The 22,029-nt window shown below is 53.6% G+C and carries 16 protein-coding genes; 9 read left to right on the plus strand and 7 right to left on the minus strand.

The genetic code is table 11. The annotated features are described in order from the left end of the window. Positions 1-182 precede the first annotated feature (182 nt). A complete protein-coding gene (gene lldD, locus HZS79_RS16450; RefSeq protein WP_162219835.1) occupies positions 183-1,337 on the minus strand; it encodes an FMN-dependent L-lactate dehydrogenase LldD in 1,155 nt (384 codons plus the stop codon). A 309-nt stretch (positions 1,338-1,646) separates the two neighbouring features. On the opposite strand from lldD, the gene HZS79_RS16455 reads away from it, so the two are divergent. Genes HZS79_RS16455 through HZS79_RS16465 form a run of 3 tightly spaced genes read left to right on the plus strand, consistent with a single transcriptional unit; the run spans position 1,647 to position 5,711 of the window. After that, entirely contained in the window at positions 1,647-2,420 is a 774-nt protein-coding gene (locus HZS79_RS16455; protein ID WP_162219834.1) for a GntR family transcriptional regulator, read from the plus strand. Continuing rightward, positions 2,417-4,336: a sensor histidine kinase gene (locus HZS79_RS16460; RefSeq protein ID WP_179928397.1), complete on the plus strand. Its 1,920-nt coding sequence runs from the start codon at positions 2,417-2,419 to the stop codon at positions 4,334-4,336. The genes HZS79_RS16455 and HZS79_RS16460 overlap by 4 nt, the downstream gene beginning before the upstream one ends. Beyond that, complete coding sequence (locus tag HZS79_RS16465; protein ID WP_162219832.1) at positions 4,329-5,711, plus strand: sigma-54-dependent transcriptional regulator; 1,383 nt, start codon at positions 4,329-4,331, stop codon at positions 5,709-5,711. The genes HZS79_RS16460 and HZS79_RS16465 overlap by 8 nt, the downstream gene beginning before the upstream one ends. Here the strand turns inward: HZS79_RS16465 and HZS79_RS16470 are convergent. From HZS79_RS16470 to HZS79_RS16480, 3 genes are all read right to left on the minus strand, one after another. After that, positions 5,687-6,358 carry a metal-dependent hydrolase gene (locus tag HZS79_RS16470; protein WP_179928398.1) on the minus strand — a complete coding sequence of 224 codons (672 nt, stop codon included), beginning with the start codon at positions 6,356-6,358 and terminating at the stop codon, positions 5,687-5,689. The two genes, HZS79_RS16465 and HZS79_RS16470, sit on opposite strands and share 25 nt — an antisense overlap. Positions 6,359-6,468: 110 nt before the next feature. Further along, the gene (locus tag HZS79_RS16475) at positions 6,469-7,005 is read right to left on the minus strand and encodes a gamma carbonic anhydrase family protein (protein WP_162219830.1); all 537 of its coding nucleotides are present in this window, start codon (positions 7,003-7,005) and stop codon (positions 6,469-6,471) included. A gap of 58 nt (positions 7,006-7,063) precedes the next feature. After that, entirely contained in the window at positions 7,064-8,404 is a 1,341-nt protein-coding gene (locus tag HZS79_RS16480; protein ID WP_162219829.1) for a sodium-dependent transporter, read from the minus strand. Between the two features lie 224 nt (positions 8,405-8,628). Here HZS79_RS16480 and prlC point away from each other — a divergent pair, with 224 nt between their 5' ends. The 4 genes from prlC to HZS79_RS16500 all read left to right on the plus strand — a co-directional run bounded on the left by prlC (position 8,629) and on the right by HZS79_RS16500 (position 14,582). After that, positions 8,629-10,677 (plus strand): oligopeptidase A, encoded by a 2,049-nt coding sequence (prlC, locus tag HZS79_RS16485; RefSeq protein ID WP_179928399.1) that lies wholly within the window; start codon positions 8,629-8,631, stop codon positions 10,675-10,677. Between the two features lie 63 nt (positions 10,678-10,740). After that, positions 10,741-10,992, plus strand: a complete 252-nt coding sequence (locus tag HZS79_RS16490; RefSeq protein ID WP_179928400.1) for a YheV family putative zinc ribbon protein — start codon at positions 10,741-10,743, stop codon at positions 10,990-10,992. A gap of 316 nt (positions 10,993-11,308) precedes the next feature. After that, positions 11,309-12,289 carry a TAXI family TRAP transporter solute-binding subunit gene (locus tag HZS79_RS16495; protein WP_162219826.1) on the plus strand — a complete coding sequence of 327 codons (981 nt, stop codon included), beginning with the start codon at positions 11,309-11,311 and terminating at the stop codon, positions 12,287-12,289. 94 nt (positions 12,290-12,383) lie between these two features. Continuing rightward, the gene (locus HZS79_RS16500; protein WP_162219825.1) at positions 12,384-14,582 is read left to right on the plus strand and encodes a TRAP transporter permease; all 2,199 of its coding nucleotides are present in this window, start codon (positions 12,384-12,386) and stop codon (positions 14,580-14,582) included. A 130-nt stretch (positions 14,583-14,712) separates the two neighbouring features. Here HZS79_RS16500 and metF read toward each other — a convergent pair whose 3' ends face one another. Then, entirely contained in the window at positions 14,713-15,555 is an 843-nt protein-coding gene (metF, locus tag HZS79_RS16505; protein ID WP_162219824.1) for a methylenetetrahydrofolate reductase [NAD(P)H], read from the minus strand. A 157-nt stretch (positions 15,556-15,712) separates the two neighbouring features. On the opposite strand from metF, the gene HZS79_RS16510 reads away from it, so the two are divergent. Then, positions 15,713-16,648: an AEC family transporter gene (locus HZS79_RS16510; protein WP_162219823.1), complete on the plus strand. Its 936-nt coding sequence runs from the start codon at positions 15,713-15,715 to the stop codon at positions 16,646-16,648. Here the strand turns inward: HZS79_RS16510 and ligB are convergent. Both ligB and metK read right to left on the minus strand, forming a co-directional pair. Continuing rightward, on the minus strand, positions 16,645-18,342 hold the full coding sequence (gene ligB / locus HZS79_RS16515; protein ID WP_179928401.1) for an NAD-dependent DNA ligase LigB: 1,698 nt from the start codon (positions 18,340-18,342) through the stop codon (positions 16,645-16,647). The genes HZS79_RS16510 and ligB overlap by 4 nt on opposite strands. Positions 18,343-18,565: 223 nt before the next feature. Beyond that, positions 18,566-19,786 carry a methionine adenosyltransferase gene (gene metK, locus HZS79_RS16520; protein ID WP_162219821.1) on the minus strand — a complete coding sequence of 407 codons (1,221 nt, stop codon included), beginning with the start codon at positions 19,784-19,786 and terminating at the stop codon, positions 18,566-18,568. 243 nt (positions 19,787-20,029) lie between these two features. On the opposite strand from metK, the gene tkt reads away from it, so the two are divergent. Further along, a complete protein-coding gene (tkt, locus tag HZS79_RS16525; protein WP_162219820.1) occupies positions 20,030-22,021 on the plus strand; it encodes a transketolase in 1,992 nt (663 codons plus the stop codon). The last annotated feature ends 8 nt before the right edge of the window (positions 22,022-22,029 follow it).

Raw genomic sequence — 22,029 nt, forward strand, 5'->3', positions numbered from 1 at the left:
TCTTTTAAACTCTCTTAACTTCCTGACAAACCGAAGGTTTTTACCTTCAATCACCGCTGGTAACGCTGTGCGTCCCCGGCAGCGGATGCGTACTTTACGGATTTGCTGCCGTCTTGGCAAGGGCCTTTGTAAAAAAACTTCAACATTCGTCTATTACCCTAATGCCAGCAGCAGCATCCTCTCTACTTAAGCGCAGGAATCGCGCCAGGCACTAATGACTCGGTGCTGAGATCAGCAATTGTTCGCGCACCGGTAAGCGTCATCGCCACCTTCATCTCTTTTTCGAAAAGCTCAAGCAGATTAGCAACCCCCGCCTCACCTGCTGCTGCAAGCGCATAGATAAAGGCGCGACCAATCAGTGCTGCATCTGCACCCATAGCAATCATTCTCACTACATCTAACCCATTACGCACACCAGAATCTGCCAGGATGGCCAGGTCGCCCTTAACGGCATCTGCAATAGCAGGCAGGGCACGCGCTGTAGAAGGCACGCCATCCAACTGACGGCCACCGTGGTTTGAGACCACAATACCATCAGCCCCAAAGCGGACTGCATCACGGGCATCATCAGCATCCAGTATGCCCTTAATAATCATTGGGCCATCCCACTGCTCGCGAATCCAGTCTAGATCTTTCCAGGAAATAGAGGGATCAAAGTTATCGCCAAGCCAGGCAATATAATCTTCAAGCTCCGTCGGCTGACCACGATAATCAGACACGTTGCCTAGATCATGCGGGCGACCGTGAACACCTACATCCCAAGCCCAAAGTGGATGTAACGCAGCTTGAAGCATACGTTTCATAGGCCCGCTTTTGCCGCTCATGCCTGAATGAGCATCGCGATAACGCGCCCCTGGCACAGGCATATCAACGGTGAAGACTAATGTTTTAACCCCTGCCGCCTTAGCACGCTCAAGCACGTGCTTCATAAAGCCGCGATCCTTCAATACATAAAGCTGAAACCAGATGGGCCGCTCCACTGCCGCTGCCACTTCTGCAATTGGGCATACGGAGACCGTCGATAACGTAAACGGTATGCCCTTCTTGGTCGCTGCCCGTGCTGCCTGGACTTCACCACGCCTAGCGTACATGCCTGTTAGCCCCACCGGCGCCAGGGCAAGCGGCATTGCCATCTTTTCACCAAACAGCTCGGTTTCCAGCGATAGCGACGACATATCCTTCAACACCCGCTGCCGCAAAGCGACACCTGCCAAGTCTTCAACATTGCGTCGCAACGTGTGCTCTGCGTACGACCCGCCATCAGCATAGTGAAACAGAAACGGGGGGATACGACGCTTGGCAGCTTGGCGGTAGTCTGTCGGTGATGAAATGATCATGGCAGGCCCTATGCAATCAATAGATGCACTATCTAGTAAGTACTATCTATAAACGGTCATCGAAGCGTCAGTGTTAAACGCCTCAGATAAAATTGGTTTTACCAATTTACAAAAAATTTGCATCAACAGTAATGAGGCGCCGCAGTCGTGTCAAACGCGCATCGCGCACCATGGCGTGTTTTGGTCATATACTTTAGTTACAAAACAAACAAGCGGTGTCAACAGTCATCAATTTGCTAGCCTTTTGCTGTTGAGACAAACCATCAAAGCCCCTACCATTGGTCTTACCAATTATGAGGATCTGCACTAATGACTTATCCACCGCTCCGCCAGCAGCGCTTGGCTGATGTGATTACCGAGCGCCTTGAAGCGATGATCCTTGAAGGCAGCTTAAAACCGGGGCAACGCCTACCTCCTGAACGTGAACTTGCCGAACGTTTTGGCGTTTCACGCCCCTCCCTTCGTGAAGCCATCCAAAAGCTAGCCGCTCGCGGCCTACTCACTAGTCGGCAGGGCGGCGGCACCTTCGTGAATGAAACGCTGAGTAATGGCTACACAGACCCACTGCTAGAAATGATGTCTCGTCACAACGAGTTTCATCTGGACTTGCTTGAGTTTCGTGATGCGATGGAAGGGATTTCGGCTTACTACGCCGCGTTACGCTCAACGCCTGCGGACAAAGCGGTACTCATTCAGCGCTTTGAGGAACTCGACGCTGCCTTCATTGGCGCCAACCCAGCCCAAGAGGCAAAGTTAGATGCCGCATTTCATCTGGCCATTGCAGAAGCCGCACATAACGTACTGTTACTGCATACTATTCGCGGTATTTTTCATTTACTGGAACAGAGTATCGTCGATAACCTTGCCCACCTTTTTGCAAAGCCCGACTCGCGCTCACAGCTCATGAAACAGCACCGCGCCCTGCTTGATGCGATCTTGGAAGGCCGTGCTGAAGATGCCCGCAGCCGCGCACATGAACACTTGGTATACGTTGAGGAAGGGCTACTTGAGATGGCTAGAGCAGAAACCCGCGCCCAGCGCGCTTTGCGTCGTGCGCAAGGCACTAGTGGCACACCTGCATGACCAGCCACTATCGCCTTTCGACGGGTCGCTGGCGGCTGTTCTGGCTTATATGCATTCCGATTGGCTTAGCACTCTGTATGTGGCAAGCCGCTCAACTGGCTCGTGAGCAGGCACTCTCCAACTTACAAGATGATGCTGAAAATGAGCTACGGCTTTCTGCAGCTAACTTAAATGGTTACTTACTGCGCTACGACTATTTGCCACGAATGCTAGCGACCAGGGAAGGCGTGCAGCGATTTCTAGATTCCCCAGAGAATCAAGACCCTATGCCGCTGAACCTGCTGCTAGACCGGTTTCGCTTTACCGCCGGAGTATCAGATGTTTACTTACTTGATCGCCATGCAGACACCATTGCGGCGAGCAACTGGCATCGCCCTAATACGTTTATTGGCCAAAACTACGCCTTCCGCAGCTACTATACCGATGCCATTTCAGGCGGCCAGGGACGCTTTTATGGGCTAGGCGTACAGTCGCTTGAGCGTGGCTACTACTTTTCAGCGCCGGTCTGGCTGGATGATACCTCACCAGATGCAAGGCCTGATGGCGTTATCGTCGTCAAAGTACTACTCGACGATGTTGAAGAGAGCTGGGCCGAGCAAGATGCCGAACTGTTTGTCACCGACAGTGACAATATTATTTTTATGGCCAACCGTCCTGAACTACGCATGAATGCCCTTTACCCGCTTAGCGATGACCAACGGGAGAGCCTACGTGAAACACGTCGTTACGCAATGGAGCCATTATCACCTTCCGGTATTGAGCTTTTAACACCTTACGACCAAGGCAGCTACTTAGTCAGCTTTACTCATGGACCATTGAGCGGCGAGCGCTATTTGAGCCTTACCCGCCCCCTCCCCGAACTTGACTGGCACATGCATATTTTAAAACCACTGACACCCGTGATAAATGCTCAGTGGATCGCAGCACTAATGGCAGGTGGGCTGTATGGCGTGGTTGCCTTAGCCTGTGGTATTGGCTGGCAACGCTTACGCCTTCGCCGTGAACGGGAAGCCTTTGCCGAACGCGAAAGGCAAACCCTGGCAAGGGTTCGTGACGAACTGGAGGTTAGCGTTGAGCGTCGCACACGTGACTTAGTCGCCAGCAATCAGCGCCTTTCCGATGAGATTGAAGAACGGCGACGAGCAGAAGCCAACCTTCGTCAAACCCAAGACGAACTAATACAAGCAGCAAAGCTCGCCGTTCTCGGCCAGCTAGCCGCGGGCATTAATCATGAATTAAATCAGCCTTTAGCCGCCATCCGTGCTTACGCAGAAAATGCTCGACAGTTTATTGAACTGGCACGGATAGACAAAGCGGATGCCAACTTAGCGCAAATTGTCGAGCTAACGCAGCGCATGGCCGACATTAGCGCTCAACTGCGCCAGTTTTCTCGTAAAAGCAGCGAACGCCAGGAAACCATTTCAGTCCAGGCCTGCATTGAATACGCCCTTCGCCTATTCCACAGCCGCCTGCGGGATGACGGTATTACGGTGGTTCAGCAGTGGCCAGATGAAACACTGTGGGTAGAAGGCGACCTCGTACGCCTAGAGCAAGTGCTGGTAAATCTGATAAGTAACGCGTTACAGGCAATAAAAGAGGTGTCATCGCCCATGCTGACGCTAAGCGTAGAAATCAAACAACAGCAAGTGATGATCAGCGTTGCCGATAATGGCCCAGGTATCCCAGAGCACCACTTGGGCCAGATTTTCGAGCCTTTCTTCACCACGAAAGCGCCCGGCAGCGGATTAGGGCTAGGACTTTCGATTTCCTCACGTATTATGGAGGATCTGGGCGGCAAGTTGCAGGTCACAAATCAGCCGACTGGCGGTGCACGTTTCACCATTGCACTACCTTGTTCAACAACACCGAACGTACTGCCGCCATCTTCAGCCAAAGGGAATAGTAACCATGCATGAGCCGTCGACGCTGCCGGTCATGGTGATCGACGACGAACCGCACCTGCGTATCACCGCCAGCCAAACCCTTGAACTTGCTGGCTACACGCCTCATTGTTTTGAGTCTGCTGAGCAAGCGCTTGAGGCACTCCCAGCAAATTTTCCCGGCGTCATTGTCAGTGATATCCGAATGCCAGGCATGGACGGCATGACGCTATTGCACAAGTTACACAGCCGCGATGCCACGCTGCCAATTATCTTAATCACTGGTCACGGTGATATTTCTACTGCAGTGGAAGCAATGCGCGCAGGCGCTTGGGATTTTCTTGAGAAGCCTTTTGCTGGGGATCAGCTGCTGGATGTCGTCAGACGAGGTATCGAGAAGCGCCAACTGAGCCTAGAGAACTTGCGCTTAAAAGCCGAACTGGAAGTTCAGCAAGCCGCTCTTGGGCCACGCCTTGTAGGCCGCACGCCGGTGATTTCTCGCCTGGCGGCAATGATCCAGCGAATCAGCCAAGTAGAAGCAGACGTGTTGTTATTTGGTGAAACCGGCACCGGCAAAGACCTCGTGGCCCGAGCCATTCATGAGCGAAGCGCCCGGCGCAACAACCCCTTTATGGCCATAAACTGTGGCGCAGTGCCAGAGAATACTATTGAATCTGAGCTGTTCGGCCATGAGAAAGGTGCCTTTACCGGCGCGGTAGAGCGGCGTATTGGTAAGTTCGAACATGCCAATGGTGGCACAGTGTTTCTGGATGAAATCGAATCCATGCCGCAGGCACTACAGGTAAAACTATTGCGCGTCTTGCAAGAGCGCAGCGTTGAGCGTCTAGGGGCAAACGAAACGGTGCCACTTGATATTCGCGTGATTGCTGCCACCAAGGTGGATCTCAAGGTGGCTGCCGAAGAGGGAAGCTTTCGCGAAGACCTTTACTATCGGCTCAACGTGGTGACACTTCCGCTTCCTGCACTGCGCGAGCGACGCGAAGATATTCCGTTACTGTTCCAGCACTTTGCCGTGGTAGCCGCGAACCGCAGCGGATTAGAAGCCCCCACTCTGAATAGTCATGCGATTGCCGCCCTACTGGCCCACGACTGGCCGGGCAATGTCCGCGAGCTGCGCAACCTGGCGGAACGCTATGTGCTACTGGGGGCAGCCTTTGATTATCGACTGGATGCGTTACTGGAAGGGGCCAGTGCCGACACCCAAGAGCCAACGCTGCCTCGCCAGGTTGAGCTGTTTGAAAAGAGCCTGATTAGCCAATCACTTGCCCGTCATCATGGACGCGTGACCGACGTATGTCGCCACCTGGGAATACCCCGCAAAACCTTTTATGACAAACTCAAAAAACATGGCTTAAGTGCCGACGATTATCGCCATAGCAGCGACCCTTGACGGAATAACTCAACCAACACGTCCCACGGCGGCACCCAAGGCACCAAGGTAAATAGCGCAATCAGCATAAAGACGTTCGATAGCGGGCGTCGGCCATCGCCCAATTTTAGCGCGGTTCCAAACGAGCGCTTTAGCCGCGCCCCCTCAAGATCCACGCTAAACAGCTCATCTAGGCTCAAGTGGATGATAAACCCCAGTAACACCGCTGCACCATGACACCACGCCAGCCAAGCTGGCTGGGCAAGCAAGTTGAAACTGAGAGCTGCAGTCGCCAACGCACACAGCACAGCCGCCATTAGCGAGTGCCAGATACCTCGATGGACTGTTAGACGTGAGAACAATACCGCCGCAAAATAACGCACACTAAAGTAGATACCGCCGCACGCCACCAGCAATAACCCTGGCGTTAACCATGGCTGGAGCAACAGCACCCCCAGCACCAGCGAAGGCACCGATAAAAGATTGAAAATCAAACGAATAGAACGAGAACGATCTGCATCAATATCCGGCAAAATCCCCCCAAACGCCACCAGGGAAATAATTAGCAGCGCCTGATTCGCTGGCCACCATTGGGTCTGCCAGCCAACATAAGCCATGAGTACGCCGCCTGCTGTTGCTACCGTAATATGCGTGCGAAAATTCGCCATAGCGCGGCATCCTGGAAAACTGGATAAATTACCAGACTTTTGGCTGCCGCAACATGTCTATTTAAGAAAAAAGAGTGTTAGGCCAACTGCTTAGCACCTACGCAAGAAATTCACTGAGCCAGAAACTGATCCTTTAACTTCACATAGTTGCCCGCCGTATAAGGAAAGAAAGTGCGCTCTTTCTCTTTAAGCGGGCGTAGCGCTTTAGCCGGATTACCCGCATAAACATAGCCACTTTCAAGACGCTTACCCGGCGTAACCACCGCACCCGCGGCAATGATCACCTCGTCTTCAACCACCGCACCATCCATCACAATCGCCCCCATCCCTACCAAGATGCGACTACCCAGCGTACAGCCATGCAAGATCGCCTTGTGGCCAATCGTGACATCATCACCAATCGTTAGCGGAAAACCATCAGGATTAAAATCGCTGGCATGGGTAATGTGCAGCACGCTGCCGTCCTGCACACTGGTGCGCGCACCAATACGGATACGGTGCATATCGCCTCTGATAACGGTCATCGGCCATACAGAGCAGTCATCGCCCAGCTCTACATCACCAATCACCACGCTGTCGGGATCAATATACACTCGCGCACCTAAGCGGGGTGAAACACCTTGAAACGCTCGTAGGGCACTGTTCATTGCTCTCTCCTGCTTAACGTTGTTGAAATTAGATGTCAAAGCACTATAACAGCCAGCACTATAGCAACCCGCCAAGCAACACAATAAACGTCAGCGGAATCGACACCCAGCGGACAATAGTGCGCCACAACAGATACCCCTTTTCCCCCACACCCAGCGCGTTTAACGCATGTGTTTGAGGCATGACCCACGTGGCAAAGATTGCGATTAACAACCCACCCATGGGAAGGAAAATATCCGGTGGAATACTACTCACCAACTCGAACACGTTACGCCCCAGCGCAGGTCTAAACTCAGCGAGCGTAGAAAACGAAAGCGCCGATAACAAACCAAGTAGCCACACGCTGAGCGCCACCACCGCTGTTGACACACTACGCCGCCAGCCAAGCCCCTGAAGGGTTGCTACCATCGGCTCAGCGAGGTTAATGGCCGAGGTCCAGGTAGCCAACAAGAGCAACAAAAAGAACACACTTAACCAAAATGCTCCCCAGGGCAGCTCAGAAAAAGCGATAGGCAGGGTCACAAACATTAGGCCTGGGCCATCGGCAGGATCCATACCTTGGGCAAAGACCACCGAGAAAATCGCAATACCCGCTAACAGCGCAACACTGATATCCAGCGCAGCCACAGCGAACGCAGCTTTTGGCAGGCTCTGCTCATCAGGCATGTAAGCCCCGTAGGCCATTAATGCACAAGCACCTACTGCCAGAGTGAAAAATGCGTGACCCATCGCATGCAGTATTACCGAGGTTGTCACGTCGGCAAACGACGGTAAAAACAACCAGGAAAGCGCTGTACCAAACCCATCTGTCGTCGTGGCATAACCGGCGAGTAGCAGTAATAAGCCGTACAATAGCGGCATTAATAGGTTGTTCAACCGCTCCAGGCCTTTTGCAACGCCTGCTGCTACGACGGTCATGGTCATAAACAGAAACAGTGAGTGGTTGAAAATTAACAGACCTGGATTAGCCAAAAACGCCTCAAACCCAGCGCCTATCTCCGCGGCACTCGCGCCGTTAAAGTTACCGTTAACTGACGCCACTAAAAACTCAATCGACCAGCCCGACACCACAGAATAAAATGACAAAATGCAGAAGACGGTGAGCGCACCAAACAACCCCAGCAAACGCCAATGACGAGAAGCCCCTGCTTCAGCGGCAAGCGCCCCCAAGGCCTGCATAGGGCCCCGCCGCCCGGCTCGTCCTATTAAAATTTCCGCCATCATGACGGGAATGCCTAGTAACAGGACAAACGCGATATAAATGAGTAGGAACGCTGCCCCGCCGTTTTCACCGGCTACATAAGGAAAGCGCCAAATATTACCCAACCCTACCGCAGCCCCCGTTACCGCCAAGATAAAGGCCCGCTTCGACCCCCAGCGCTCCAGCGTTTCACTCATCACTTGCTCCTGCCATTGATGGCACTAATTGGCGACACTAAAAGGCGGCAAGACTAGCAGGCACTTAGGCCCAGGCCAAACTCGACATTGAACCTAGCAGAGGGCCTGCGTATTGAAACACAGCTCTAGCGCCCGCACTGTGTCATTATTAGCGCATTTTTGTGCGCTCCCCTAACGTGCTTAAAACGCTATGTGTTTTAAAAATTCATGCCTACGAGGTGCCTATGTCCCGCAATCCGTTGCTAGAGTCCCATGAGCTTCCCCCTTTCGCCGACATTCGCGCCGAACACGTCGTGCCTGCTGTAGAAACGCTGCTTGACGAAAGCAGGGAAGCCATTGATCGCCTTGCTCAGCAAGCTGCTAATACGCCGCCAACCTGGCAGAGTTTTGCTGCGCCGTTGGAAGCGGTGAATGACCGGCTTTCTCAAGCGTGGTCACCCATCTCACACCTCAACGGCACGATGAATACACCCGAGCTGCGGGAAGCCTATCAAGCCTGCCTGGAAAAACTGTCAGCGTTTAGCACTTGGATGGGGCAGCACGAAGGACTATTTAAGGGCTGGCAAGCACTTAAGCAAGGTGACGTTTGGGCACAGCTAACGCCTGCTCAACAGCGCGCGGTGGAAAACGCTTTACGCGACTTCCGCTTGGCCGGTGTCGATTTACCCGCTGATAAAAAAGCCCGTTATGGCGAGATTCAAGCGCGCCTCTCTACCCTGTCCAATCAGTTTTCTAACAACGTGCTCGACTCGACCCAAGCATGGCACAAAGATATTAAGCATCTTGATGAGCTTGCCGGTGTACCGGAAAGCGCTCTTGATACGCTGAAAGCAGCCGCTGATGCAAAGGGAATTGACGGGTACCGAATCACCCTCGATTTCCCCAGTTTTTTCCCAGTTATCAGTTACGCCGACAGCCGCGAATTGCGCCGTGAAGTGTACACCGCGTTCATTACCCGTGCTTCCGATCAAGGCCCCGTCGCTGGCAAATTCGATAACTCACCGATTCTTGAAGAAATATTGGTACTTCGCCAGGAGCTGGCTCAGCTCCTCGGTTTTGATACTTATGCCGATTACTCTCTTGCAACCAAGATGGCAGACTCTCCCGAGCAGGTGTTGGATTTTTTGAATGACCTAGCGCGCCGCGCTGTTCCACAAGCGAAAGAGGAGTTCGCTGAATTAAGCGACTTTGCCCGTGATGAATTGGGGATTGAGTCTCTAGCGCCTTGGGACGTTACCTACGCAAGCGAGAAGTTACGCGAAGCGCGCCATGCGATCTCACAAGAGCAACTACGCCCTTACTTTCCAGCGCCACGGGTGGTCGATGGGCTGTTCCAAGTGGTAGAGCGCCTCTTCGGCGTCCGCGTAGAAGAAGCTCCCGATGTACCTCGCTACCATGATGACATCCAGTTCTTCCGTATTACTGAACAGGGTAAGCCCGTCGCAGGATTTTACTTAGACCTGTACGCTCGCGAAAGCAAGCGCGGTGGCGCATGGATGGCCGACTGCCGAGTACGCCGCCAAACGGAAAACGGCCTGCAGCTACCGGTAGCATTTCTCACCTGTAACTTTACCGCTCCGGTCGGCGGCAAGCCCGCGTTGCTTACTCATGATGAAGTCACCACGCTGTTTCATGAGTTCGGTCACGGCTTGCATCACATGCTGACAAAACAGGATATCGCTGATATTTCTGGCATTAATGGTGTGGCTTGGGACGCCGTGGAGTTGCCCAGTCAATTCATGGAGAACTACTGCTGGGAGCGCGAGGGATTGGACCTGCTCGCCAAGCATGTAGAGACCGGCGAACCACTACCTGCTGAGCTATTAGAACGTCTACAGGCCGCCAAGAACTTTCAGTCTGCGATGGGGATGGTACGCCAAATCGAGTTTTCACTCTTCGATTTACGCCTGCACCACGAGCTTGAAGCACCTAGGGCTCACGATGTGCAGACGCTACTTGATAACGTGCGCAGTGCCACGTCGGTCGTGCCGGTTGTCGACTTTAATCGCTTCCAGAATAGCTTTGGTCATATTTTTGCTGGCGGCTATGCGGCAGGCTACTACAGCTATAAGTGGGCGGAAGTGCTCTCTGCCGATGCCTGGAGTGCGTTCGAGGAGGAAGGCATTTTTGACCCCGCCACTGGGCTGCGTTTCCGGCAGGAAATTCTAGAGCAAGGAGGGGCTCGGGAAGCTGCAGAGCTGTTCCGCGCCTTCCGTGGTCGCGAACCAAGCGTAGAGCCACTGTTACGCCATAGCGGCATCCGCGCAGCCTAACGTTTATTTAATTTTCACTGGGTGCGGTAACCGCTTCATTGCTGCTGCACCCTGGAGCCTGTTATGTCGAGTGTAAAACGCTTTATTGCTGGAGTGACCTGCCCGCGCTGCGCCGCCATGGATCGAATTCGTGCCTGGGAGCAGAACGGCATCCGCTACCGGGAATGCGTTAACTGTGACTTTTTCGAGCAACTACCCATTGATGACGAGACAGCGCCGGAATTGACTACCCGTGTGAACCAGGTGCGCGAAGAACAAAAAGCACAGGATATACAGCCCGTGCGCATTCTCGACCCCAGCAAACCCAACCGCTAAATACTCCGCCTTGCCTATAGCCAGCCACATTTTTAATGTTCGTGCTGGCTAAGCTAGGCGCCCCCTCACTCCTCGCTTTATATAAGTGTGCGAAAAACCGCACACTTAAGACAGTATTACGTGCGAAAAACCAGCCATTCACAGCAATTAGCGTTTCAACCAAAGTTGAATAAGAAAACACTAAGCTACTGTTTTTAATAATCCTCCTCCAAATTGGCACAACTATCGCTCTATACAAGTTGCTTAGCCATAAAGCCACTGGCTGTGACGATACACGCCAGACGATAATCCCAATAACAGCTTAGGAAACCTCGCCATGCGCAATATGATGCCTAAAACTATCGCTCTACTTGCCGGTAGCGCCTTACTTGCTGCAGGAACTGCCCACGCAGACCGTTCTGACTGGCCTAACAACTTCACGGTAGGAACCGCCAGTCAAGGCGGCACCTATTTCGTCTATGGCTCAGGTTGGGCCAACTTTATTGCTGATGAGCTGGATGTTTCAGGCGGCGGTGAAGTCACCGGCGGCCCTACTCAAAATTTGGCGCTAGTACATAGTGGTGATATGGCATTTGGCCTGACCACCATGGGACCAGCTTCAGACGCAGTTAAAGGTGAAAGCCCGCTAGCGCCTGGCCTAGTCATGGACAACGTTTGTGCGCTATTCCCCATGTACGAAACACCGTTCTCGATTGCTGCACTATCGAGCTCAGGTATCACCTCTATTTCTGAAATTCCTGATGGCGCGCGCATCGGCTTCGGCCCCGCAGCGTCTACGTCCGACACCTACTTCCCAGCTATTCTTGAAACCCTTGGGGTGGACTTTAATCGTCGTAACGGCGGCTGGTCGGATCTAGGTGGCCAGCTGCAGGACGGTTTGCTTGACGTGATCGCGTTTGCAGCAGGCATTCCGATTCCTGCCGTTAGCCAGCTCGAAGTGCAGACCAACGTGAATATCATTGAATTTACTGAAGATGAGCTAGCCACTGTGCTAGAAAACTTCCCTGTCGCTGAATTCACCATTCCTGCCAGCACCTACACCACACTAGAAGAGGACGCCCGCGCCGTTTCTATGTGGAACTTCGCTATTGCAGGCTGTGATCTACCGGAAGACTTTGTCTACGAAGTCACCAAAGCCACCATGGAAAACAACGACCGTATGCGCTCAGTACACCGTAGTGCTGAAACCACCATTCCTGAAAACATTGTGCACAACACCGTACTGCCCTTCCATCCGGGTGCTGCACGCTGGTACGAAGAGAATGGTTACGACATCGCTGATGACATGATCAACTAAGCCACACTCCTCCTCACGCTGCCTCGCCCGATTAAGCGGGCGAGGCAGTATCCGCTCGCCCCTTTCTCTGCTTTTGCTGTGAGGGTGATCTCTGATGAGTCACAATACTAACCAAGCCCCCAATGGCCTCAAGGATGATGCCCAAACTGCTTCATCGATACCCGAGTCCATCGCCGAGGGTGTCGATGAAGAGGTTGTCGAATCCAATCGACGTCTTTTTGTAGGCTGGCAATTCTTTTTATTTGCTGCACTCGCCGTTCTCTATTCAGGCTTCCACCTAGTCTCGCTCAATGTTTACCCTATGGAGACCTGGTCGTTTCGCATCGTACACATCGCTGGTGCGCTAATTTTAGGGTATGGGCTATTTGCCGGTGCCCGCTTTGCCGAAGATGACCAACAGGCTTCCCCTGTTTGGCTGAAGTGGGTTAGCTATGCGCTGCTAGCTCCTGCCGTTTATTCGCTAGTGCAAGTCTTCTTAATGCAGCAAACCCTCAACGCCGGTGCTATGCGTATCGACCCTAGCATTGAGACACTGCATTACGGCTACCCGCTCATGGCTACCACAGCGGCAGCGATTGCGCTCTCTTGGTTCTATCGCCAAGCCCGCCATCGCTTTAACCCCGCTGACCTTGTGCTGATGGTGTGCGCGCTTGCCAGCGCTGGCTATTTGCTGATGGCGTTTAACACCAGCATGCGCATGTCGACCGGCACCTCGTTCGCGCCGCCTGGTATTTCTTGGGCCGCGATTGCTGGCTCTCTGCTGATTCTAGAACTCACACGCCGTGTGGCAGGCTTAGCGCTGGTAGTGATTTCAGCCGTCTTCCTGACCTACGTCTTTGCTGGCCAGTACCTGCCTGGGTTCTTAGGCTACCCTGGGTTATCCGTGCAGCGGTTTTTTAGTCAGGTCTACACCGATGCAGGCATTCTCGGCCCAACGACGGCAGTGTCATCGACCTATATCATTTTGTTTATTATTTTTGCGGCGTTCTTACAGGCCTCTAAAGTAGGCGATTACTTCGTCAACTTCGCGTTTGCGGCGGCTGGCCGTGCCCGTGGTGGCCCTGCCAAGGTGTCGATTTTTGCCTCTGGCTTGATGGGGATGATTAACGGCACGTCAGCAGGCAACGTGGTGTCTACTGGTTCACTCACTATTCCCCTGATGAAAAAAGTGGGCTACCCAGCGCGTAGCGCAGGTGCTATTGAAGCAGCGGCGTCTACCGGTGGTCAGATCATGCCGCCGATTATGGGGGCGGGCGCCTTTATCATGGCGGAAGTGACCGGCATTCCTTACACCGAGATCGCTGTTGCCGCGCTGATTCCTGCCATCCTTTATTTTGCCTCTATTTACTTTATGGTGGATTTTGAGGCCGCACGCAAAGGCATGCGAGGCATGCGCAAGGATGAAATCCCGCTCTTCTCGAAGTTAGTCAAACAAGTCTATTTGTTTGCGCCCATTATTATTTTGATTGCCGCTCTATTTATGGGCTACTCAGTGATTCGTGCCGGTACGTTAGCCACCGCATCAGCGGCCGTTGTCAGCTGGCTCTCACCCAACAAAATGGGCATTCGGTCGATTTTAAGAGCCCTCCAGCTAGCAGGAACGATGTCGATTCAGATTATCGCCGTATGCGCCTGTGCTGGTCTGATTGTTGGCGTTATTTCGCTAACAGGCGTTGGCGCACGCTTCTCATCGCTGCTGCTAGGCCTTGCCGGTGTTAGCCAGTTGCTCGCCTTGTTCTTTGCCATGCTCATCAGCATTCTGCTTGGGATGGGCATGCCTACCACAGCAGCCTACGCGGTGGCAGCCTCGGTCGTGGCTCCAGGCCTGATCAATATCGGGATCGAGCCGCTAGTGGCACACTTCTTCGTGTTCTACTTTGCTGTTGTATCGGCCATTACGCCGCCGGTGGCGTTGGCTTCTTATGCCGCTGCCGGTATTTCTGGCGATAACCCCATGAAGACATCGGTGGCATCGTTCAAGATTGGCCTTGCTGCGTTTATCGTGCCGTTTATGTTCTTCTACAGCCCAGCCATGCTGATGGAAGGGTCGGCGATGCAGATCATCCGCGTGGGTGTGACTGCCACACTGGGTATCATCCTGCTGTCTGGTATGGTGCAGGCGTGGTTCCTCGGCCCAGTGAACACACTACAGCGCATTGTGATGTTAGTCGGTGCGATGTTTATGATTTACGGCGGCATCTACACCGATATTGCAGGACTTGCGATTGGTGCAACCCTCTTTATCATGCAGCGCAAGCAGCACGGCGGTAAAGCTGCCCCAAGCACGACATAGGTCGCTTTACAGAAGATAAGTAAGAAAACGGCAGCCATCGTTTGGCTGCCCACCAACAAAAACGCCCGCTCAATTATCGTTGAGCGGGCGTTTTTTGTAAGTGTACTCGTTCACGCTTTTTGGCAGATAGTTAGCCGCCTATATTATCAACGATCTTCAGTACTGGAGCGGCTTGGTTAAGGGTGTAGAAATGCAGACCTGGCGCACCGCCATCGAGTAAGCGCTCGCACAAACGGCTAACGACATCCGTGCCAAAAGCAGCAATGGCTTCGCTGTCGTCACCGTAGGCTTCTAGTTGCTTGCGGATCCAGCGGGGTATTTCCGCACCGCAGGCGTCTGAAAAACGCGCCAGTTTAGTATAGTTAGTGATCGGCATAATGCCAGGAATAATCGGCTGCTCGACACCTAACGCTCGGGCTTTTTCAACAAAATTGAAATAGGCATCTGCGGTAAAAAAGTACTGGGTGATTGCCATATTGGCTCCAGCCTTCATTTTACGAGCAAAGTTTTCCACATCTTTGTCGAGATTAGGTGCCTGTGGATGAGATTCAGGATAGGCAGCCACCGCAATATCAAAATGGTCGCCGGTTTCCGCACGGATAAACTCAACCAGTTCGTTGGCGTAGCGCAACTCTCCAATGCTTCCCATACCCGATGGCATATCACCACGTAGCGCCACTAAACTGTCGACACCCTCTTCACGGTACTGCGCCAGTAGGTCGCGCAGCTGGGCTTTTTCACTACCAATACAGGAGAGGTGCGGCGCGGTGGTAATACCGCATTGGCTAACCGTGCGCACAATATCGCGGGTGCGTGCTTGGGTGGAACCACCGGCACCGTAGGTTACCGAGAAAAAACGCGGCTGCCGAGCGGCCAGCTCATCACGCACATGAATTAACTTCTCTCTTCCCGCGTCAGTATTAGGCGGAAAGAATTCAAAGCTAATACCTAACGGATGCTCTTGACTGCTCATGGGACTTCCTCGCAATGCGTTAACATGGTGATAATTTAAGTTATTCTCCTCTTTCCGCTGCACAGGGGCTAATGAAAGATTCCACAGTGAGTCTTTAATTCGGCTCATGTTAGCTATTTACACAACAAGGTTGCCATCTAACCTCCAGGATGCAGAAATGGATTTAGCACCAAGCGCCCTAATGGGGCCACTGTTGATGTTATTAGGCTTTGTAGGACTAGGGTGGATTGCCGCACAGCGTTTAAAGATCGACCCGCGCCCTATCGCTACGCTACTGGTCTATTTGATTGCACCGCTGACCATTTTTCGCGCATTGATGGACGGCGGCCCCACGGCAGAGTATTTGGTGCTAACACTGGCGCTGTTTATCCTGGTAAGTATGATGGCGCTCGCCGTCCGCCGAGTGACCCAACACCGCTTTGGCCCTCAGGAAGGCGCGCTTTTAGCGTTCTCCTCTGGCACTGGCAATACCGGCTACTTTGGCTTACCCGTGGCGCTGATTCTGCTGCCGCCCGAGGGCGTTACGCTTTATCTATTCTGCATGCTGGGGATTAGTCTCTACGAGTTCACCGTGGGCTTTTATATCAGCGCCCGCGGCCACTTTTCAGTGCGCCAAAGTCTGATCAAGATTGCTCGGCTACCGCTGATTTATGCTTTTTTATCTGCACTGCTGCTGAACGCACTCAATGTAACGCTCCCCACCACACTGATGAGCTCACTTGAGGTCTTCCCTGCGACTTACACCCTACTCGGTATGATGATTATTGGCATGACACTTAGCCAAGTCACACTATCGGCGTGGGACACTCGGTTTGTCGCCACCTGCGTAGGGTTGCGCTACTTATTGTGGCCACTGGTCATGCTAGCTGCAGTGTTGCTGCTCCAGGCCTTAGGACCGTTACCGCCTGAACTAGCCATGGCATTGCTATTACTGGGTGTCGTGCCCATGGCCTCCAACGTGGTGGTAGTGGCCATGGAGCTGGGCATTCAGCCGCAAAAAGGGGCGCTGGCCGTACTGACGACGACGCTACTAGCGCCACTGCTGATTCCTCTCTATCTATACATCATGCTGCGCGCTGTTGGGCTAGGTTAAAAGCCTTCAACCCCAGCCTGATGGAGCTGAACAGCCATCCGCTGCACGTCTGGATGGCTGAAAAACGCCACCAGTGCTTCAGCACGCACAGGGCCAACGCTGGGAATGGCTTCCCAATCGGCCCGTGTGTAGTCGGCCAGAACATTCCAATGCCCTAACTCGGCACTACCACCCGGCGGCACTCCTAACGCTGCTAACCATTGAGCATAGGGTGCTGCCTGAGCTGCCTCAAACTGCGACATCAGGGCGGCTGCACGAACGTCGCCAATACCATGTGCTTGCTGAAGCTGTTCAGAGGTCACTGTCATCCATCCTAGCAAGTCAGTGACCACACCAGCCTTAATTAACGCCTGCCAGGTACCCTCACTGACACCCTGCAGCGCTAGCTGATCGCTTAAAAAGCTGAGCCTAGCGAGCAGTTGGGCACCGCAGTCTTGGGTATGCGTAAAGCAACTCAACGAGTGATAGCGCTCAGGTGACGGAGCGCTCAGCGCGGCTCGCTCGAGGGTTTGCCACACGACCTCGGTCGCCTGGGGAATGGTAAGACCTGCCAGCGTAACGGCGATATGATCCCCTGGGCGCACGTCCCATGTTTCCCAGCGCTCTAGTGAGCCTAGCGAGACGCGACTGATACGCCTTCCTTCTAAAGTGACTGGATAGAGCCACAGCAGCGGCGTCACACGTCCTGTACGGCCAATGCGAAACTCAACGCCACGTACCTGCGCCAACGCCTGTTGTGCGGGGTACTTCCACGCGACAGCCCACTCCGGCGGCGATGATGACCATCGCCTAACCCCAGGACGTTCGGCCTGTTTCAGCACCACCCCGTCGGTGGCGAACGGCAGTGGGCCGTTGAACCACGTATCGCGCCAGCCGGCCGCATCATGTTGGGCATTGATAGGGTGGGTGTAATCGGCGGTATCAAAGCCAAGTGCGGTTAACTGAGCAAGTCTAGCAGCCATATCAGTGGGGCCGTCAGGCCAGTCCCATATAAACAACCCAACCTGCTCAAGCGTGTGCTTAACAGGTGACTTCTGGGCCATAGCACCCGCCACCGTTCCACGAGCACCCGATGCCGGGTTACGCGCCTGAATGTGGTTATTCATTTTCCAGTATAGTTCGCCTTGAAATACGGCAGAGAGCGGTGTCGGTAACGTGTTGGGTACGGCTGGTAATTGCTGCACACGGGCGGTCCAGTTTTGCCCTCGCTCGCCATCACCACGACTAACCGCTTCCATCAATTCGCCCTCTTCATAGCGCAGTGTAACCGCAACGCCATCCACCTTGGGTTGAATCCAGAGATCATCGCGGCGGCTGATAAAGCGTCGCACGCCATCATCATCGGCTTTATTCAAACCCGTCTGCGCCACGGGGTGATCCAGCGTGCCGCTGCTGCGAGTGACCTTGGTTAACGGCTGATGGAGTGCTGTATCACCCAGACAGGCTTGCCAGTTTGCTAGTCTCACCACCGCTTGGTCGTATAGTTCATCGTCAATCAGTGATTCGCCCTGATCGTGATAGGCAGTATCCCAACGAGCGATGCGCTCCGTTAACGCTTGGCTCTCTTGGGCCAGCTGCTCACGCGACCAATTAGGGCAATCACTTGCCTGTGCGAATAATGTGACACCCATTAGTCCTGCGCTTAATACCCAGGCACTCAGCCATCGCCTGCATGTTTTTCTATTGGTATCCATACCCTCTCCCTTCGCGCTATTTCCTTCACGCCATTCTCTTAGCTCTATTCCCTTCGCTCTATCAGCGCACTTGCCGCTTAGGTATCCGCCGCCAATAAAATGCTCTATGGATAAGGTGACCTTAGCGCATGACTAGAAACTTAATTCAACGCAAAAAAAAAGCCCCCTGGCATCAGCCAAGGGGCACGGTACTGACCTGCTTATATTGCTGTCACGCGCCTTCTTACAAACCAGCAGCCTGGCGCAGAGCGTCGGCTTTATCGGTTTTTTCCCAAGGGAAGGCGGTAAAGGTTTCTGTATGCACCTGGCCTTTGTCGTCCACCCAACGATAGCTGTGCTCAAACGGCTCCCGTCCAAAGTGACCATAAGCCGCCGTGAGACGGTACATCGGATGTAGCAGGTCAAGCATTTTGGTAATCGCGTAAGGACGCAGATCAAAATGCTCGCGCACTAGCTCAACGATTTGGGCATCGTCAATTTTACCGGTGCCAAAGGTATCGATGGATACCGACGTCGGCTCGGCAACACCGATGGCATAAGAAACCTGAATTTCACACTTGTCGGCAAGACCTGCAGCAACCACGTTTTTAGCTACATAACGGCCTGCGTAAGCCGCACTACGGTCAACTTTAGACGGATCTTTACCAGAGAATGCACCACCACCATGGCGTGCCATACCGCCGTAGGTATCGACAATAATTTTACGCCCCGTTAACCCGCAGTCGCCCACTGGGCCACCAATCACAAACTTGCCGGTTGGGTTAATGTGGTACTGGGTGCTTTCATCAAGCCATTCAGCGGGAATCACCTGCTCGACGATCTCCCGTTTGACCATTTTACGCAGATCATCTTGATCGATTTCCGGGTCATGCTGGGTAGACAGCACGATGGCATCTACGCCACAGGGCTGACCTTCGGCATTATAACGGAAGGTAACCTGGCTCTTTGCATCCGGGCGAAGCCACGGCAGGAGACCGTTTTTACGCAGTTCTGCCTGACGCTCGACCAAACGGTGCGAGTAGTGAATCGGCGCGGGCATAAACGAATCAGTTTCGTTCGTAGCGTAGCCAAACATTAACCCCTGGTCACCTGCCCCTTGATCTTCGGGCTTAGTGCGGTCAACACCCTGAGCAATATCAACGCTCTGCTTGCCGATCAGGTTGATCACCCCGCAAGTTGCGCCATCAAAGCCCACGCGAGACGAGGTGTAGCCAATGTCAGTAATCACATCACGTACCAGCGCTTCCAGATCAACCCACGCAGAGGTGGTAATCTCACCGGCAATAATAGCAACGCCCGTTTTCACCATGGTTTCACAGGCAACACGGGCCTGTTTATCTCGGGCAATAATGGCATCTAGAACCGCATCAGAAATCTGGTCGGCAATCTTATCGGGATGGCCTTCTGAGACGGACTCGGAGGTAAACAGGGAATATTCGCTCATCGCGCTCTCGACCCTCTGTATGACGGCTGCAGAGTGACCGCAGCATCAGCAGGAAATCATGGCAGGAAGTTCCCTGCCCATATAAAGAAGTGGCACTTCTGGCTTTCGCTACCACTTCGGGAGGCAGAGTCTACACGCTGTTGGGGATTCTTCCCAGAACGGGCAACCAGAATTTGCCGCCGCAGGGGAAGTCAGCGACAATAGCGTCTTTATTATTTTCGTTTTCAGGCGAGGAGCACCCCCATGCCGTCCCGTTTTGAGCTGGCCAATGCCATTCGCGCCCTTTCCATGGATGCTGTACAGAAGGCCAAATCTGGCCACCCTGGCGCGCCCATGGGCATGGCTGATATTGCCGAGGTGCTGTGGAATGACTACCTCAAGCACAACCCCGAAGACCCCAAGTGGGCCGATCGTGATCGGTTTGTGCTGTCTAATGGCCACGGTTCTATGCTGCTTTACTCACTGCTGCACCTCAGCGGCTATGAGTTAAGCCTGGAACAGCTGCAAAACTTCCGCCAGCTGCACTCTCCCACCGCTGGCCATCCTGAATTTGGCTATGCCCCCGGCATCGAAACCACCACCGGTCCACTGGGCCAAGGTTTCGCCAACGCGGTCGGCTTCGCGATTGCGGAGAAAACCCTGGCAGCACAGTTTAACCGCCCTGGCCACACCATCGTTGACCACCACACATGGTGCTTTCTGGGTGACGGCTGCTTGATGGAAGGTATTTCCCACGAAGCTGCCTCGCTGGCAGGCACTCAGCAGCTTGGAAAACTGATTGCCCTGTATGACGACAACGGCATCTCTATCGATGGTGAAGTTGAAGGCTGGTTCACCGACGATACCGCGAAACGCTTTGAAGCCTACGGCTGGCATGTAGTGCCGAACGTTGATGGCCACAAACCAGAAGAGATCAAAGCCGCTATTGAACTTGCGAAAAGCCACAACGACAAGCCTAGCCTGATTATCTGCAAAACGATCATTGGCTTTGGCGCGCCAAATAAGCAAGGTAAGGAAGAAGCTCACGGCGCCCCCCTGGGTGACGACGAAGTCGCCCTTGCACGCAAGCAACTGGGTTGGGAGCATGCGCCTTTCCATATCCCAGAGCCCGTTTACACGGCATGGGATGCACGTGACACAGGCAAAACCCGCCAGCAGGAGTGGGATGCTCGCTTCGCTCGCTACGCTGAAAGCTTCCCCACTGAAGCACGGGAATTCAGCCGCCGCATGAAGGCGCAGCTACCGGCAGAATTATCTACCGCAGCGCTGATTGAGCAGGCTCAAGAAAAAGGCGAAAGCATTGCGTCACGTAAAGCCTCTTTTGAAGCGCTGAACGTGATTGGCCCGCAAATGCCAGAACTGCTTGGCGGTAGCGCCGACCTAGCACCGTCTAACCTTACGTTCTGGAAGGGCGCGAAAGCGATCACCCCAGAAGATGCCAGCGGTAACTACCTGCACTATGGGGTACGCGAGTTCGGTATGGGTGCAGTGATGAACGGTATTGCCCTCCACGGCGGCTTCGTTCCGTATGGCGCGACTTTCCTGATTTTCATGGAATACATGCGTAACGCCGTGCGTATGGCAGCACTGATGGGCCAACAAGCTATTTATGTGTTCACTCACGACTCTATTGGGCTGGGTGAAGACGGCCCAACCCACCAGCCTATTGAGCAGCTGACCAGCTTGCGCACAACGCCTAACTTAAATACATGGCGCCCCTGTGATGCGGTAGAAACAGCAGCTTCCTGGGATGCCGCTGTCAAGCGCCACTCAGGTCCTACCGCGCTGGTACTCTCGCGCCAAAACCTGCCTCATCAGCAACGCACCAAGGCGCAGTTGGCCTCTATCCAGCGTGGTGGTTACGTTTTGAAAGACAGCAACGGTACGCCGGAGCTAATTTTGATTGCCACCGGTTCTGAAGTGTCTCTTGCTATGGACGCGGCAGCAGAACTTGAACAGCAGGGTAAAGCAGTACGCGTGGTCTCAATGCCTTCGACCTACCGCTTTAACGGCCAGGATGCGGAGTATCGTGAAAGCGTACTGCCCAAAGCAGTGACCAAGCGTATCGCCATTGAAGCTGGCCATGCCGACTACTGGTACAAGTACGTTGGTTTAGATGGCCGAGTAATCGGCATGACCACCTATGGTGAATCAGCGCCAGCGGGCGAGCTGTTCAAGCATTTTGGCTTCACTGTTGAGAATATTGTCAAACAGGCTAATGAACTACTGGGCTAACGCCACAC

It is taken from the genome of Vreelandella zhaodongensis, from assembly GCF_013415115.1.
In the GTDB taxonomy this organism is placed as follows: domain Bacteria; phylum Pseudomonadota; class Gammaproteobacteria; order Pseudomonadales; family Halomonadaceae; genus Vreelandella; species Vreelandella zhaodongensis.